The following is a 14,857-nucleotide window of genomic DNA, read 5'->3' as shown; positions in this document are numbered from 1 at the left end:
CCGGCAAGCCGGCTCCTACAGGTTATGTGTTCAATTCTCCTGGGCGCGGTAGGCTCCGGGTGTAAGCCCGGTCCATTTCTTGAACGCCCGGTGAAACGCCGAAGGCTCGGAAAACCCCAGCTGCTCGGCAATCTGTTGCAACGACAGGTCCGCGCGCCCCAGATGATAAATCGCAATGTCCCGGCGCAACTGATCCTTCAACTCCTGAAAACTCGAACCCTCTTCGCGCAAATGCCGGCGTAGCGTCTGCGGGCTGATGTGCAGGTGCGCGGCCACCGCTTCCAGGTCCGGCCAGCGCGCACTGTCGCGGCTGAGCAAACGGCGCAACTGGCTGCTCAGGCTGTCGCCGTCATCCGGGCGCGACAACAGGTCGGCGGGGGAGTGTTCGAGGAAATGCTTGAGGGTCCGCTCGTCCTGCAGCAACGGCATGTTCAGGTAGCGACTGTGGAACAGCAGACTGCTCTGCGCCGCTGAAAACTCCATCGGGCAGGGGAACAGCAACTCGTATTCGGCGCCGTGCTCGGGCTTCGGGTAGCTGAACGTCGCTTGTTCCAGGCGGATGCGCTGGCCGATCAGCCAACTGCCGAGGCGATGCCAGACCATCAACTGGCTTTCGGTGAGGAAATGGTCCGGGTCCTGAAACTGCGAATCGTCCAGGCTCAGGCGGATCATTTCGTTTTCGCGGGTCAGGGTCAGGCGCGGGCCGCCGGGGAACAGGCTATAAAACAACAAGCCGCGATGCAGTGCCTTTTCGAGATTGCGGCAGTGAATCACCGCGTGGCACATCATCGCGAAACTGCCGGTTTTACTCGGGACCGGCCCGAAGCCCAGGTACTCATCGTCGAGTGCCAGCCACAATCCCTGGATCAAACGAGTGAACTGCTCAGGCGCAATGCGCGCACGCGGTTCTTCCAGCAGCTCGGGGCTGATGCCGAGTTGTTGCAACAGGTTTGAACAGTCATGACCCAGCCGACGCGCGCCACCGAGGGCGGCACGGGCGAAATGGCTGGCGATGGTACGTTCGCGCATAGAAGGCAGGTCCGTCTATTGAACGACGGATGGTAGTCGTCGGGTCAGGCAATGGACAAGGCGGATATCCGCCAAATTGCAGGATGAGGTTTGGTGGATGGGCGGAAATCCGCCACTGTTTTATAGCGCACCCAAGGCACGTTGAACCTGTAACCCCTGATGTCAAAAGGCTCGCAGCGGATTTTGCAAAAGTGGCACGCCGCTTGCGATGTAACGAGCAGATGCCTGCCGTCGTGCAGCTCGAAAAAACAAATCCCTCCAGTGCAGGAGGGTTCGCAATTCAGGTGTCGTGGGCAACAGATGGATGTTGTTAGCGCGCACTCTTGAGGAACTTTGCAATGACGACTCGTCAGCCACTGTACAAATCCCTGTATTTCCAGGTGATCGTTGCCATCGCCATCGGCATCCTGCTTGGTCACTTCTACCCGCAGACCGGTGTGGCCCTCAAGCCGCTGGGTGACGGGTTCATCAAACTGATCAAAATGGTCATCGCGCCAATCATCTTCTGTACGGTCGTCAGCGGTATCGCCGGCATGCAGAACATGAAATCGGTCGGCAAGACCGGCGGTTATGCGCTGCTGTACTTCGAAATCGTTTCCACTATTGCCTTGCTGATCGGTCTGGTCGTGGTCAACGTCGTGCAACCGGGCGCCGGCATGCACATCGACGTAACGACTCTGGACACCAGCAAAATCGCTGGCTTCATCTCGGCCGGTAAAGACCAGAGCATCGTCGCCTTTATCCTCAATGTGATCCCTAACACCATCGTCGGCGCTTTCGCCAACGGCGATATCCTGCAAGTTCTGATGTTCTCGGTGATCTTCGGTTTCGCCCTGCATCGCCTGGGTGCGTACGGCAAGCCGGTCCTGGACTTTATCGATCGCTTCGCTCACGTGATGTTCAACATCATCAACATGATCATGAAGCTCGCGCCGGTCGGTGCCTTCGGTGCCATGGCCTTCACCATTGGTGCTTACGGTGTTGGCTCGCTGGTACAGCTTGGTCAGCTGATGATCTGCTTCTACATCACCTGCATCCTGTTTGTGGTTCTGGTATTGGGCGCCATCTGCCGCGCGCATGGTTTCAGCGTACTCAAGCTGATCCGCTACATCCGTGAAGAACTGCTGATCGTACTGGGCACTTCCTCGTCGGAATCGGCTCTGCCACGCATGCTGATCAAAATGGAACGCCTGGGTGCGGATAAATCGGTAGTGGGTCTGGTGATCCCGACTGGTTACTCCTTCAACCTCGACGGTACTTCGATCTACCTGACCATGGCGGCTGTGTTTATCGCTCAGGCGACTGATACGCCGATGGACCTCACTCACCAGATCACCTTGCTGCTGGTGCTGCTGTTGTCCTCCAAAGGTGCGGCAGGTGTGACCGGTAGTGGTTTCATCGTGCTGGCAGCCACCCTGTCGGCCGTGGGTACTCTGCCAGTAGCCGGCCTGGCGCTGATCCTCGGTATCGACCGCTTCATGTCCGAAGCCCGTGCGCTGACCAACCTCGTTGGTAATGCTGTTGCGACCCTGGTCGTGGCCAAGTGGGTGAAGGAGCTGGACGAAGACAAGCTGCAAGTCGAGCTGGCTTCCGGCGGTCGCGGTATCTCCGACGAACGTGAAGTAGACGACCTGGGTGTGGCTGAAGGCCCAACCCCAAGCAACGTCAAGTAACACGCGTTGTCATGAAAAAACCCGCTTCGGCGGGTTTTTTCATGCCAGGAATTTGAGCGTAACGGTCACAGTTGCTGACACATCAGGTGATTGCTGCAACGCGATTGGCTGCCTAGGCTGGAGGCATCGAATACGGAGATCGCTCATGCCCGGCCCATTGGCATCACTCAAGGTTCTGGATTTCTCGACATTGTTGCCGGGGCCGTTCGCCTCGCTGTTATTGGCTGACATGGGCGCCGAGGTTTTGCGCATCGAGTCGCCGACCCGCATGGACCTGTTGCGGGTGCTGCCGCCCCATGACCAAGGCGTGTCGGCCAGCCACGCGTACCTCAATCGCAACAAGCGCAGCCTGGCGCTGGACCTCAAGCAGCCCGAGGCGCTGGCGGTGATTAAGCAGCTGTTGCAGGACTACGACATCGTCCTGGAGCAATTCCGCCCCGGTGTCATGGAACGATTGGGCCTGGGGTATGAAGCGTTGAAAGCCATCAACCCAAAGCTGATCTATGTGTCGATCACTGGATACGGGCAAACCGGCCCCTACAAGGATCGCGCCGGCCACGACATCAATTACCTGGCGTTGGCGGGGCTGGCGAGCTACACCGGCCGCGCCGACAACGGCCCGCTGCCCTTGGGCGTGCAAGTGGCGGATGTCGCCGGCGGTTCGCTGCACGGCGTCATCGGCCTGCTGGCGGCGGTGATCGCCCGGCAACAAAGCGGGCTGGGGCAGCATCTGGATGTGAGCATGACCGACTGCGCGTTCAGCCTGAACGCCATGGCCGGGGCCGGGTACCTGGCCTGCGGCGAGGAGCCGGGCCGGGAAGACCAGATGCTCAACGGCGGCAGCTTCTACGACTATTACCGTTCGCGGGATGGCCGCTGGTTATCGGTGGGCAGCCTGGAGCCGCCGTTCATGAAACAACTGTGCACGGCACTGGGGCTGGAGGAGTTGGCGACGTTGGGCCTGTCACCTCAGCCTGCCCAGCAAAAGAAGCTAAAGGACGCGCTGCAGACTGAATTCGAGAAACACGACTTTGCCGAATTGTGCGCACTGTTTGCCGAGCTCGATGCGTGTGTCGAGCCGGTGCTGACCTTGGGTGAGGCGGTTCGGCATCCGCAGTTGCAGGCACGGGAATTGGTGACCGATGTGCCGCGAGGGGATGGCACGAGCCAGGCGCAGATGGCGTGTCCGTTGAAGTTCTCGCAGGGGTTGCCCGAGCCTCGGCATATCGGTGCGGCGCTGGGTGAGCATACGGATCAGGTGTTGGGGGAGTTGGGGGTTAGTTCGCTGCGAATTGAAGAATTGCGGCGTGCCAAGGTGATTCTCTAGCGCCTGACGCGGCCTCTTCGCGGGCAAGCCTCGCTCCTACAGGTGATTTCGATGCTTCTGTAGGAGCGAGGCTTGCCCGCGAAGGGGCCCGCCAAAACACCACAAGTCCGACTTACTCGACCCGCATCTCCCCACTGAACACCAACGTGCTCCGGCACCGCCGACACAAATACCGCCGCCCCTGCCGCACCAGGCTGTGGCGCTGCGCCGAAAACGGGAAATCACTGTCGGCGCACGGGCATTTGTAGATATAGCGCGTCACGCTGCGGCGCTTGACGTCGTAGGTGTGGCAGCGATTGGGCGGCAGTTCGTACACGCCACGCATGATCAGTTGCCACTCTTCGCCGTGGGGCTGGATGCGATCGCCGAACAGCTGATGAGCGATCAGGTGGGCGACTTCATGGGCCACGGTCTGCTTGAGGAAATCTTCAGTGTTTTCGCGGTACAGCTGCGGATTGAAGCGCAGCAGGTTCTCGTGCAGATGCGCGACACCGGCTTTTTGCCCGCGCAGCTTGAGGCTCACCACGGGGCGTTTGAAGGTTCGTTTGAAAAAGGATTCGGCTTGTTGGTAACAGTCTTCGACGCGGGTATTGAGTTGCTCGGGCATGCTTGATGGATCTCCAGAGACGTCGAGTATGCCGCAACGCTCGGGCCTTGCGAATCGCCAGGGCGCCGAATGGTCGTTACCCCCACATTGAAAGGCCGCCTTGCGGCGGCCTGTATTGGCAGATCTTGATTTTGGGTGGAGAACGTAACTAATTCGTGTAGACCGGCCCCACGCCAAGTCCCCAGACAATGACAGTGAATGCCATGATCGCCACCAATACGACTAAACCGACGGCGAGCACCGAACTTGAAAACAGAAATCCCTCGTCAGATGGAATGTTCATGAAAGTTGGAAGCCCCACATACAGCAGGTACACCGTGTAGCAGATGGCCGCCGTCCCGACGATCATCCCCAGCCACATGTGTGGGTACAGTGCCGCAAGGCCGCCAATGAACAGCGGGGTCGCGGTGTAGGTCGCAAACGCAACGCAACGTGCCAGACTCGGGTTGGCGTCATAGGTGCGGGCCATCCAGTGGATGAACGCGCCCATTACGGCAACGCCGCCGAGCATCGCCACGTACGACATGATCGTCATCCATAGCGCGCTTTCCTGCGTCAGCATCACCGGTGCCCGGCTGCCAATTACCCAGCCGACCTGCGTGGTGCCGATAAACGCCGACACGGCGGGGATCGCCGCCAGAATCAGCGTGTGGGTCAGGTACATGTGGCTGATGCTTTCCTCTTGGTCGCCACGGATTTCTTTCCATTCCTGGTCGGGGTGGGTGAAGAGCCCCACTACGTGATGGATCATGCCAGTCACTCCTCTTGTTTTTACCGTCGCCCCCCAGTGGAGCGCCTACAGGCCAAAGTGGCCAAGTAAGTAAAGGTCTGGATATGTGTGCGACCTTATGACGCAGTATAGAAAGGTCTTAACCCCGCAGGTTGTAGGGCGTTAGAGCAAATCGCGCTGTAAACAAGGCTGTTAATCGCTGCTGGCACTGTCAACCACAATCCCCTGTGGGTACTTCGCCGGCGAGGGGTTTTTGCGTAAAATGCCGGCCTTTCGTCACACCTCACGGATCTCGCGTCATGGGCACTCTCACGGTCAACCAGAACAAACTGCAAAAGCGCCTTCGCCGTCAGGCCGGTGAGGCTGTCGCCGATTTCAACATGATTGAAGACGGCGACAAGGTCATGGTCTGCCTGTCCGGCGGCAAGGACAGCTACACCATGCTCGACGTGCTGATGCATTTGCAGAAGGTCGCGCCGATCAAGTTCGAGATCGTGGCCGTGAACATGGACCAGAAACAGCCGGGTTTCCCTGAGGACGTGCTGCCGGCGTACCTCAAAACCCTGGGCATCGAATACCACATCGTCGAGAAAGACACGTATTCGGTGGTCAAGGAGCTGATTCCGGAAGGCAAGACCACCTGCTCGCTGTGCTCGCGCCTGCGTCGCGGCACGCTCTACACCTTTGCCGACGAAATCGGCGCGACCAAAATGGCCCTCGGTCACCACCGCGACGACATCGTCGAAACGTTCTTCCTCAATATGTTCTTCAACGGCTCGCTCAAGGCCATGCCGCCGAAGCTGCGCGCCGACGACGGCCGCAACGTGGTGATCCGCCCGTTGGCCTACTGCAACGAAAAAGACATTCAGGCTTACTCGGACCTCAAGCAATTCCCGATCATCCCGTGCAACCTCTGCGGTTCCCAGGAAAACCTGCAACGTCAGGTGGTCAAGGAAATGCTGCAGGAATGGGAGCGCAAGACGCCGGGCCGCACCGAAAGCATTTTCCGCAGCTTGCAGAACGTGATCCCGTCGCAATTGGCGGACCGCAACCTGTTCGACTTCACCAACCTGCGGATCGACGAAACCGCCATGTCGCGGTTCGTTAACGTAGTAAACCTCTAAACACAATCACTGTGGGAGCCAGCCTGCTGGCGATAGCGGTAAGTCAGACGTTGACTGACCCACCGCTATCGCCAGCAGGCTGGCTCCCACATTGGTCTACTCACTGACTCCTCAGGAGAGGGCATGCGCGATTACAAGTGGCTGCACGAATACTGTCTGAACCGCTTCGGTTCCGCAGCCGAACTGGAAGCCCATCTGCCCGTTCCGAAGACTGCCGCGCAATTGCGCGATATCAGCGACGATCGCTACCTCTCGACCATGGCGCTGCGTGTGTTCCGCGCCGGGCTCAAGCACAGCCTGGTGGACGCCAAGTGGCCGGCCTTCGAAGAAGTGTTCTTCAAGTTCGACCCGGAAAAAGTCGTGCTGATGAGCGCCGAACACCTTGAACGCCTGATGCAGGACGCGCGGATCATCCGCCACCTGGGCAAGCTCAAGAGCGTGCCGCGCAATGCGCAGTTCGTGCTGGACGTGGCCCATGAGAAAGGCAGTTTTGGCGAGTTGATCGCCGATTGGCCGGTGACCGATATCGTCGGCTTGTGGACCTACCTGAAAAAGCACGGTCATCAATTGGGTGGCTTGTCGGCGCCGAGATTTTTGCGGATGGTCGGCAAGGACACCTTTGTGCCGAGTTATGACGTGGTGGCGGCGCTGAATGCGCAGAAGATCGTCGACAAAGTGCCAACCAGCCTGCGGGATCTGGCCACGGTGCAGGGCGTGTTCAACCAGTGGCATGAAGAAAGCGGCGGGCGGCCGATGAGTCAGATTTCGATGATGCTGGCGTACACCGCCAATCATTGATATCGAGTGATGCCCTTCGCGGGCAAGCCTCGCTCCTACAGGTTTCTCAGATTCCTGTAGGAGCGAGGCTTGCCCGCGAAGAGGCCCGGTCAGGCGACGGAAATCTCGCCCTCGCCAGCCAGTTTGCGATTCAACTGAAACCGCCACCGCACATACAACAGCGCCGAGCAGAACACCGCCAGGCTCGCGCCCATTTCCAGCAAACCGAACAGCTGCCGGTTCGGGTCATACGCCGCCAGTGCGCCCTTGATGAAATACAGGTTCACCACAAAACACATCCACGAATGCCCGCGCGCGCTGCCGACGATCATCCCCGGCGCCAGCAACAGCAGCGGCACCAGTTCGATCAGCAGAATAACCCACGGCCGCGCACCATGCAGGTCGGCGACCACCAGGTAATAAGCGCAGAGCAATCCCACCAGGCCGAAGTAGCACAGCAGACTGATGACGCGCATCGCCCGAACCCGTGGTTCGAGCCATTCAATGGAAGGCAGGATCTTCGGCTTTTTCGCCATCTCAGCTCACCAACTTTTGTGCGGTCTTCGCCAGGCGCAGACCCAAGGCCCGGCACAGCGCCACTTCATGTTCATTCAAGCCGCTTTTGCCATCGGCGCCGGCGTGATGACTGGCGCCGTACGGCGTGCCGCCGCCACGGGTTTCCAGCAACGCGGATTCGCTGTACGGCAGGCCGGTGATCAGCATGCCGTGGTGCAGCAGCGGCAACATCATCGACAGCAGCGTGGTTTCCTGACCGCCGTGCAGGCTCGCGGTGGAGGTGAACACCCCGGCCGGTTTGCCGACGAGGGCGCCGGTCAGCCACAGGTTGCTGGTGCCGTCGAGGAAGTATTTGAGCGGTGCGGCCATGTTGCCGAAACGCGTCGGGCTGCCGAGGGCCAGGCCTGCGCAGTTCTTCAGGTCGTCGAGGCTGGCGTACAGCGCGCCTTCGTCCGGAATGTCCGGCGACACCGCTTCGCACTCGGTGGAAATCGCCGGCACGGTGCGCAGGCGCGCTTCCATCCCGGACTGCTCGACACCGCGGGCGATCTGCCGCGCCATTTCATTGGTTGAGCCGCTGCGGCTGTAATACAGAACCAGAATGTACGGCGCGCTCACGGCAGCAACTCCAGCACGTTCTCCGGCGGACGGCCGATGACGGCTTTGTCGCCGACTTCGAGAATCGGTCGCTCCATCAGTTTCGGGTGCGCAGCGATGGCGGCAATTAATTGCGCCTCGCTCAGGCTGGCGTCGGCGAGGTTGAGGGTCTTGTACTCGTCCTCACCGGTGCGCAGCAATTGCCGGGCGCCGAGGCCGAGCTTTTTCAGCAGGCTCTGCAATTGCGCGGCGTCGAGCGGGGTCTCGAGGTAGCGGACCACGGTCGGCGTCAGGCCACGGGCTTCGAGCAGTTCGAGCGCACCGCGGGATTTCGAGCAGCGCGGGTTGTGATAAAGCGTCAGATCGGTCATGTGCGGGTCGCATCTTGCGTAAGGTGACGGCTATTCTAACTGTGCAGCGCGTAATCCAGAACCTTGGGAGGCGATGGGTCGCAGGCGCATTCAATTTTGAACAAGGATCACGACATGACAAGGCGATTGGCAGCGGCATTGGCGATCATCGGTGCGCTGATGTTGGGGGGCTGCGGCAATGACTATGGCATCGATCAGAACGGCCAAAAAGTCGCCGCCGAACGTCTGGACAAACAATGGCTGGTGCTTAATTACTGGGCCGAATGGTGCGGCCCGTGCCGAACCGAGATCCCGGAATTGAACGGGCTGGCCGAGCAGTTGAAGGACAAGAAGATCGGTGTGTTCGGGGTCAACTTCGACAACGTGCAGGGCGAAGAGCTGAAAAGCGCCAGCGAGAAACTGGGGATCAGGTTCACCGTATTGGCTTCGGATCCGGCGGAGCTGTTTGAACTGCCGCGCAGCGAGGCGTTGCCGGTGACGTACATCATCGATAACAAAGGCAAGGTGCGGGAACAGTTGATGGGCGAGCAGACAGCGGCGGGGGTGATGGCAAAGCTTGAGGCGCTACAGGCTAAAAACTGAACGCAATACTTTGTAGGAGCCGGCTTGCCGGCGATAGCGGAGTGTCAGATACCATCGATGTTGATGGATCCACCGCCATCGCCGGCAAGCCGGCTCCTACAGGGGGAACGTGTATCAGGCGGAATTAATGGTGATTGACCCGCCATCATCGCCGGCAAGGCTTAACCTTCTTCAAGCCACCAACGCAGCGGCTTGCCTTCGGCCGGCCAGAAGCGCATCTGGTCGATCGGTGAAACATCCCAGCGCTGCACGTTTTCCAGGGCCTGGAGGAAGCGCTTTTCCTGTTCCATCAACGCCGGCGCGCACAGTTTGCGCGTGCTGCCGACCTTGCCGAAACTCAGCTTGTCGTCTTCGAGCGTATACGGTGCGAACCAGTGGTTGCAGCCGCCGTTTCCATAGGCCCGGCCATCTTCGCCGAGGGTGACGGTCAGGTGGCTGTAATCCATCAGCGGGCGTTCGCCGATCCATTCCAGAATGTAGCTGCGGTTCTGCTGCAATTTTACCGGCTCGGCGGCACAGCCCAGCAGGCTGGCGCCGACCATTGCGGTCAGAGCAAGGCGTTTCATCACGCAGGCTCCTGGCATTTCGGGCACAGGTGCTTCTCACCGACGGCGGTCCAGCCCAACTCGGCAATCCGCGCAGTGGCAGCAGGCTTTTCAGCCTTGTTACCCAGTTTGGCGTCGACCGCGAACTCGAAGCTCAGCTCTTTGGCGCAGCTGTCGCAGTTGACTTTCCAGGTGTGGATCGCCAGTTCACCGAACACCGGGCCACTGGCCACCGCGACCCATTGGCCGGGCGGGTTGATCAGGTGGCGAACCGTTTCGACGGTCAGGCGCATGGACAAGTCCTTGGCGCCTTTGAGGGTCACGACCAGCACGTCATTGTTGCGAATCGAGCCGCCGTTGCCGGTGACTTGATAACGCCCCGGCACGAGGGCGCGGCATTCGGTGAGGGTGTGTTGCGGGTTCATCAGGTTATAGCGGAAATCGTGTTCGACCATGGGTCCTCCAAATATGCGCGGTATGCTAGCACGGGCCTGCACGCAGCATTGCGCAAGCAGATGACCTTCGATCAGGTTCAAATGACCTGCCGACTCATGGCAAACTGCCGCTTTTGCATTTCTAAGGAACGGACATGGCGTTAATCGAATGTTTTGAGTGCAAGCAACGCATCAGTTCAACGGCGCCTGCTTGTGTTCATTGCGGTGCGCCGACACGAGAGGCGCAAGCGGCAACGTCGAAGGCGCCACTGTCTTTCGGACGTTTACCGCAAGACGAGAGCGTGGCCAAGGTTTCGCCGGCCGCGTTCGGGCGTAAACGCAAAGCCGACGTCGAAGCAGCGGTTTCCGCTCCGCCGCTCAACGGCCCGCGTCCGGTGGAGCTGTGGCTGAAACTGATGATTTTCTTTCTGCCACCGTTTTTTGTCTGGTTCCTGCTGCGTCGCGGGCATTCAACAGGCCAACGCTTGCTCGGTTTTGGCTGGCTGGCCTTGATGATCCTGTTGTCCAAGGCCTGATCCGCTCAGCCCTCGACCTGATTCTGCGGTGTGCCGGCCGCCCAGGCTGCAATGTTCTGCAACGTCGTCGCGGCAATTGCACCCAGGGCTTCACGGGTCAGGAAGGCCTGATGTGCGGTGACGATCACGTTCGGGAAGGTCAGCAGGCGCGCCAGCACATCGTCCTGCAGCGGCAGGTCGGAACGGTCCTCGAAGAACAGCTGCGCCTCTTCTTCATACACATCCAGTCCCAGGTAACCGAGTTGGCCGTCCTTCAGCGCGTCGATCAGCGCCGGCGTGTCCACCAGACCGCCGCGACCGGTATTGATCAACATGGCGCCTGCTTGCATGTGCGCCAGTGACTCGCGGTTGATCAGGTGTTTGCTCTGCTCGTTGAGCGGGCAGTGCAGGCTGATGATCTGCGATTCGGCCAGCAGCTCGGGCAAACTCAAATAACGTGCGCCGAGGGCTTCGACCTGTGGATTGGGGTAAGGATCATAGGCCAGTAGCCGGCAGCCGAAACCGTTCATGATTTTCGCGAAGGTCGCGCCGATTTGCCCGGTGCCAACCACGCCGACCGTTTTGCCCACCAGATCGAAACCCGTCAGCCCGTGGAGGCTGAAATCCCCTTCGCGGGTGCGGTTATAGGCACGGTGCAAACGACGGTTGAGCGCCAGGATCAGCGCCACCGCGTGTTCGGCCACCGCGTGGGGCGAGTAGGCCGGAACCCGCACGATCGACAATCCCAGGCGCTTCGCCACCGCCAGGTCGACATGGTTGTAGCCGGCCGAGCGCAGGGCAATCAGGCGTGTGCCGCCCGCTGCAAGGCGTTCGAGCACCGGGGCGCTGAGGTCGTCATTGATAAAGGCACAGACCACTTCGTGATGTTCCGCCAGCGCTGCCGTGTCGAGGCTGAGTCGCGCCGATTGAAAGTGCAGCTCGATGCCGGCAGGGAGGTCGGCGCCGAGAAAACTGTCGCGGTCGTAGGTCTGGCTGCTGAAAAGAATCGTACGCATGCAATCCTCCTGGAACATTCACGCTGTATGCCTGTTGCCGAAAACTTCAGGCCCGCCGGATACCCTGTAGGAGCATGGCTTGCCAGCGAAGGCGTCCTCCAGAATGAAGAAGGGTTTGAGGGCCCCTTCGCTGGCAAGCCATGCTCCTACAGGGATTGCGGTGAGCTTACGCCCGTGGCAATCAAACGGATTGCGTTGCATCAAGCATTGATACGGGCATGCGCCGCCAGGCGATTGATGGCCCGGTCGAGGTCTTCCAATGCGCCCGGAGCCTTCGGGTCCTGTTGCTTGAGCAGGGTTTCGCTGCGCTGGCAGGCGGCACGCAGCTGCGGCACGCCGCAATAACGGGTGGCGCCGTGCAGGCGGTGCACGCGTTCGATCAACGCGTTGTGATCGTTGGTTTCCCGGGCGAAGCGAATGGCTTCACGGTCGGCTTCCAGCGATGCCAGCAACATCGCCAGCATGTCCGCCGCCAGATCCGCCTTGCCCGCCGCCAGCCGCAACCCTTCTTCGTGATCCAGCACTTGCAACTCGTGGCTGCCGCCGTGACTGTCACTGGAACGCTCTGGCCCCTGATTGCGCAGCGCCAGGCCGGTCCACTTCAACACCACCTGCGCCAATTGCCGCTCGCTGATCGGTTTGGTCAGGTAATCATCCATGCCACTTTGCAGCAGCGCGCGTTTTTCGTTGGCCATCGCGTGAGCGGTCAGGGCCACGATCGGCAGCGGCGTGCAATGCCGTTCGCTTTCCCACTGGCGAATGGTTTCGGTGCTCTGACGACCATCCATGCCGGGCATCTGCACGTCCATTAACACCAGATCGAAGGTCTCGGTCTGCACCGCTTTGACGGCGGCATAGCCGCTTTCCACCGCAAGCACCTTGGCGCCAAGGTCTTCGAGCAGGGTTTGCACCAGCAACAGATTGGCCGGGTTGTCGTCGACGCAGAGCACCTTCGGCGCGCGGCTGGACACCGGTTCGCCGGGATCGCTACGTTGTTGGCGCGGATTGACCAGATCGGACAAGGCCCGGCGCAACTTGCGTGTGCAGGCCGGTTTGGCCTGGAGCTGGCTGTGCGGGTTCGGCACCGAGAGGTGGAACAGTGTCTGTTCGGTGGTCGGGCACAGCACCAGCACTTTGCAGCCGAGGTGCTCAAGGTCCCAGATATGCTGGTTGAGGCGCTCCGGCGGCATGTCGTTGCTGGTGATGCCAAGCACGGCGAGGTCGATCGCCAGATCGGTCTGGTGTGCGCCGGTCACGCCATTGGTCAGGCTTTCCAGGGTATTGAACGGGGTGACTTCCAGGCCACAGTCTTCCAGTTGATGCTGCAACGCCTGACGGGCCAGTTCGTGGTTCTCCAGCACGGCGACGCGGCGTCCGAGCAACGGCGGAGCGGGCAGGTCTTCGGCGTCGTCGCGGGTTTTCGGCAGACTCAGGCTGATCCAGAATTCCGAGCCTTCGCCCGGCGTGCTGTCGACGCCGATCTCGCCGCCCATCTGTTCGATCAGGCGCTTGGAAATCACCAGCCCCAGGCCGGTGCCGCCGGGTTGCCGGGACAGCGAGTTGTCGGCCTGGCTGAAGGCCTGGAACAGCGCGCGCACGTCCTCGTTCGACAGGCCGATGCCGGTGTCCTGAATGCTGATGCGCAGTTGCACGCTGTCTTCATGCTCGTCTTCGAGCATGGCGCGGGCAACGATGGTGCCTTCGCGGGTGAACTTGATCGCGTTGCTTACGAGGTTGGTGAGGATCTGCTTCAGGCGCAGCGGATCGCCGACCAGCGACAGCGGCGTGTCGCGATAGACCAGGCTCACCAGTTCCAGTTGTTTGGCGTGGGCGGCCGGGGCGAGGATGGTCAGGGTGTCCTGGAGCAAATCGCGCAAGTTGAACGGAATGTGGTCGAGCACCAGTTTGCCGGCCTCGATTTTCGAGAAGTCGAGGATCTCGTTGATGATCCCCAGCAGGCTGTCGGCGGATTTTTCGATGGTGCCCAGGTAGTCGAGCTGACGTGGGGTCAGTTCGCTTTTTTGCAGCAAGTGGGTGAAACCGAGAATGCCGTTGAGCGGCGTGCGGATTTCATGGCTCATGTTGGCGAGGAATTCGGATTTGATCCGGCTCGCTTCCAGGGCTTCCTTGCGCGCCAGGTCCAGCTCGATGTTCTGGATTTCGATGGTTTCCAGGTTCTGGCGCACGTCTTCGGTGGCCTGATCGATGCTGTGCTGCAATTCTTCCTGGGCGTTCTGCAGGGTGCCGGCCATGCGGTTGATGCCGGACGCCAGTTCATCGAGCTCCTGACTGCCGAGCGGCGGCAGGCGGGTTTCCAGGTGACCGTCCTTGAGCTGCGCCACCGCTTGCTTGATCTGGCTCAGCGGCCGATTGATCGTACGGCCCATGCGCAATGCCAGCAGCGCCGCACCGGCGAGGCCCGCGCCGATCAACAGCAGACTGGCGAACAGGCTGCGATAACCGCGCAGCAACATGCCGTTGTGGGACAGTTCGAGTTCGACCCAACCCAGCAGGCGGTCAGATTCCTCGGGTATCAGGTCACCGGCCAGGTTGCGGTGCTTGCCGAACACCGGCAGCAGGTAACGCGTCGCATCGTTGCCGCTGCGGCGCAGCATCTGCGAGCCATTGCCCAGCGGCGCCGGATTGAGCATGGTCGGGCCAGCATGCGCCAGCGACGTGCGGTCCGGGGCGAGGAGCGTCACCGCGCGCACATCGGGCGTTTCCAGCGCTTGGGTGGCGATGCGTTCCAGCAGTTCTGTGTCCTTGTGGCTCATGGCCGGCGCGACAAGGGGCGCGAGCTGTTCGGCGATCATTTCGCCACGCTGCATGAGTTGGGTTTGCAGGTCGGATTGCTGCATCCAGGTGAAATAGCCGCCCAGCACCAAGGCCATCAGGCTGGTCGGAAGCAAGGTCAGCAACAGCACGCGGCCTTTTATTCCCAGTTTCTTGAGCACGCCTCTCTCCTGCATCCAGCCATTTAAGAACCTGCGCGTACATCCGGTACACGCCACTTG

Annotated in this window: 16 protein-coding genes; 6 read left to right on the top strand and 10 right to left on the bottom strand. The window is 60.5% G+C overall.

Features of this window, described 5'->3' with window-relative positions; translation table 11 throughout:
- Window positions 1-30: 30 nt before the first annotated feature.
- Entirely contained in the window at window positions 31-1,029 is a 999-nt protein-coding gene (locus KGB24_RS20850) for an AraC family transcriptional regulator (protein ID WP_223415760.1), read from the bottom strand.
- 338 nt (window positions 1,030-1,367) lie between these two features.
- Here KGB24_RS20850 and KGB24_RS20845 point away from each other — a divergent pair, with 338 nt between their 5' ends.
- Window positions 1,368-2,702: a dicarboxylate/amino acid:cation symporter gene (locus KGB24_RS20845; protein WP_008029353.1), complete on the top strand. Its 1,335-nt coding sequence runs from the start codon at window positions 1,368-1,370 to the stop codon at window positions 2,700-2,702.
- A gap of 145 nt (window positions 2,703-2,847) precedes the next feature.
- Window positions 2,848-4,029: a CaiB/BaiF CoA transferase family protein gene (locus KGB24_RS20840; protein WP_223415759.1), complete on the top strand. Its 1,182-nt coding sequence runs from the start codon at window positions 2,848-2,850 to the stop codon at window positions 4,027-4,029.
- Between the two features lie 112 nt (window positions 4,030-4,141).
- Here the strand turns inward: KGB24_RS20840 and KGB24_RS20835 are convergent, their stop codons facing one another.
- On the bottom strand, window positions 4,142-4,636 hold the full coding sequence (locus KGB24_RS20835; RefSeq protein ID WP_008029350.1) for a SprT family zinc-dependent metalloprotease: 495 nt from the start codon (window positions 4,634-4,636) through the stop codon (window positions 4,142-4,144).
- A 148-nt stretch (window positions 4,637-4,784) separates the two neighbouring features.
- Complete coding sequence (locus KGB24_RS20830) at window positions 4,785-5,387, bottom strand: Yip1 family protein (protein WP_008029348.1); 603 nt, start codon at window positions 5,385-5,387, stop codon at window positions 4,785-4,787.
- A gap of 278 nt (window positions 5,388-5,665) precedes the next feature.
- Between KGB24_RS20830 and ttcA the strand changes: the two genes are divergently transcribed.
- On the top strand, window positions 5,666-6,490 hold the full coding sequence (ttcA, locus tag KGB24_RS20825; protein ID WP_008029346.1) for a tRNA 2-thiocytidine(32) synthetase TtcA: 825 nt from the start codon (window positions 5,666-5,668) through the stop codon (window positions 6,488-6,490).
- A gap of 123 nt (window positions 6,491-6,613) precedes the next feature.
- Entirely contained in the window at window positions 6,614-7,288 is a 675-nt protein-coding gene (locus tag KGB24_RS20820) for a DNA-3-methyladenine glycosylase I (protein ID WP_008029344.1), read from the top strand.
- Between the two features lie 89 nt (window positions 7,289-7,377).
- Here the strand turns inward: KGB24_RS20820 and KGB24_RS20815 are convergent, their stop codons facing one another.
- From KGB24_RS20815 to arsC, 3 genes are read right to left on the bottom strand one after another with little or no spacing between them, the layout of a single operon-like run.
- The gene (locus KGB24_RS20815) at window positions 7,378-7,803 is read right to left on the bottom strand and encodes a DUF2069 domain-containing protein (RefSeq protein WP_008029342.1); all 426 of its coding nucleotides are present in this window, start codon (window positions 7,801-7,803) and stop codon (window positions 7,378-7,380) included.
- 1 nt (window position 7,804) lies between these two features.
- Complete coding sequence (wrbA, locus tag KGB24_RS20810; RefSeq protein WP_008011647.1) at window positions 7,805-8,401, bottom strand: NAD(P)H:quinone oxidoreductase; 597 nt, start codon at window positions 8,399-8,401, stop codon at window positions 7,805-7,807.
- Window positions 8,398-8,751 carry an arsenate reductase (glutaredoxin) gene (gene arsC / locus KGB24_RS20805; RefSeq protein ID WP_008029340.1) on the bottom strand — a complete coding sequence of 118 codons (354 nt, stop codon included), beginning with the start codon at window positions 8,749-8,751 and terminating at the stop codon, window positions 8,398-8,400. Before arsC ends, wrbA begins: the two co-directional genes overlap by 4 nt.
- A gap of 114 nt (window positions 8,752-8,865) precedes the next feature.
- Here arsC and KGB24_RS20800 point away from each other — a divergent pair, with 114 nt between their 5' ends.
- Window positions 8,866-9,333: a TlpA disulfide reductase family protein gene (locus tag KGB24_RS20800; protein WP_008041644.1), complete on the top strand. Its 468-nt coding sequence runs from the start codon at window positions 8,866-8,868 to the stop codon at window positions 9,331-9,333.
- Window positions 9,334-9,494: 161 nt separating this feature from the next.
- Here KGB24_RS20800 and KGB24_RS20795 read toward each other — a convergent pair whose 3' ends face one another.
- Window positions 9,495-9,899, bottom strand: a complete 405-nt coding sequence (locus KGB24_RS20795) for an META domain-containing protein (protein WP_192227941.1) — start codon at window positions 9,897-9,899, stop codon at window positions 9,495-9,497.
- Complete coding sequence (locus KGB24_RS20790; RefSeq protein WP_008029332.1) at window positions 9,899-10,333, bottom strand: hypothetical protein; 435 nt, start codon at window positions 10,331-10,333, stop codon at window positions 9,899-9,901. The genes KGB24_RS20795 and KGB24_RS20790 overlap by 1 nt, the downstream gene beginning before the upstream one ends.
- A 134-nt stretch (window positions 10,334-10,467) precedes the next feature.
- Between KGB24_RS20790 and KGB24_RS20785 the strand changes: the two genes are divergently transcribed.
- Complete coding sequence (locus tag KGB24_RS20785) at window positions 10,468-10,848, top strand: hypothetical protein (protein ID WP_223415758.1); 381 nt, start codon at window positions 10,468-10,470, stop codon at window positions 10,846-10,848.
- A gap of 5 nt (window positions 10,849-10,853) precedes the next feature.
- Here KGB24_RS20785 and KGB24_RS20780 read toward each other — a convergent pair whose 3' ends face one another.
- Window positions 10,854-11,843 (bottom strand): 2-hydroxyacid dehydrogenase, encoded by a 990-nt coding sequence (locus KGB24_RS20780; protein ID WP_207286450.1) that lies wholly within the window; start codon window positions 11,841-11,843, stop codon window positions 10,854-10,856.
- Between the two features lie 200 nt (window positions 11,844-12,043).
- A complete protein-coding gene (locus tag KGB24_RS20775) occupies window positions 12,044-14,797 on the bottom strand; it encodes a response regulator (protein WP_223415757.1) in 2,754 nt (917 codons plus the stop codon).
- Window positions 14,798-14,857 lie beyond the last annotated feature (60 nt).

This window comes from Pseudomonas sp. BF-RE-25 (genome assembly GCF_019956105.1).
Lineage (GTDB): Bacteria > Pseudomonadota > Gammaproteobacteria > Pseudomonadales > Pseudomonadaceae > Aquipseudomonas > Aquipseudomonas migulae.
Note: the sequence above shows the minus strand (reverse complement) of the source record. Positions and strands in the feature narration are given on the sequence as shown.

Coding starts and splice junctions, on each gene's coding strand:
- KGB24_RS20795 (WP_192227941.1), bottom strand. CDS start 9,899: ATGAAACGCCTTGCTCTGACCGCAATGGTCGGCGCCAGCCTGCTGGGC.
- KGB24_RS20785 (WP_223415758.1), top strand. CDS start 10,468: ATGGCGTTAATCGAATGTTTTGAGTGCAAGCAACGCATCAGTTCAACG.
- KGB24_RS20820 (WP_008029344.1), top strand. CDS start 6,614: ATGCGCGATTACAAGTGGCTGCACGAATACTGTCTGAACCGCTTCGGT.
- KGB24_RS20835 (WP_008029350.1), bottom strand. CDS start 4,636: ATGCCCGAGCAACTCAATACCCGCGTCGAAGACTGTTACCAACAAGCC.
- KGB24_RS20815 (WP_008029342.1), bottom strand. CDS start 7,803: ATGGCGAAAAAGCCGAAGATCCTGCCTTCCATTGAATGGCTCGAACCA.
- KGB24_RS20800 (WP_008041644.1), top strand. CDS start 8,866: ATGACAAGGCGATTGGCAGCGGCATTGGCGATCATCGGTGCGCTGATG.
- KGB24_RS20845 (WP_008029353.1), top strand. CDS start 1,368: ATGACGACTCGTCAGCCACTGTACAAATCCCTGTATTTCCAGGTGATC.
- arsC (WP_008029340.1), bottom strand. CDS start 8,751: ATGACCGATCTGACGCTTTATCACAACCCGCGCTGCTCGAAATCCCGC.
- ttcA (WP_008029346.1), top strand. CDS start 5,666: ATGGGCACTCTCACGGTCAACCAGAACAAACTGCAAAAGCGCCTTCGC.
- KGB24_RS20850 (WP_223415760.1), bottom strand. CDS start 1,029: ATGCGCGAACGTACCATCGCCAGCCATTTCGCCCGTGCCGCCCTCGGT.
- KGB24_RS20790 (WP_008029332.1), bottom strand. CDS start 10,333: ATGGTCGAACACGATTTCCGCTATAACCTGATGAACCCGCAACACACC.
- KGB24_RS20830 (WP_008029348.1), bottom strand. CDS start 5,387: ATGATCCATCACGTAGTGGGGCTCTTCACCCACCCCGACCAGGAATGG.
- KGB24_RS20840 (WP_223415759.1), top strand. CDS start 2,848: ATGCCCGGCCCATTGGCATCACTCAAGGTTCTGGATTTCTCGACATTG.
- KGB24_RS20780 (WP_207286450.1), bottom strand. CDS start 11,843: ATGCGTACGATTCTTTTCAGCAGCCAGACCTACGACCGCGACAGTTTT.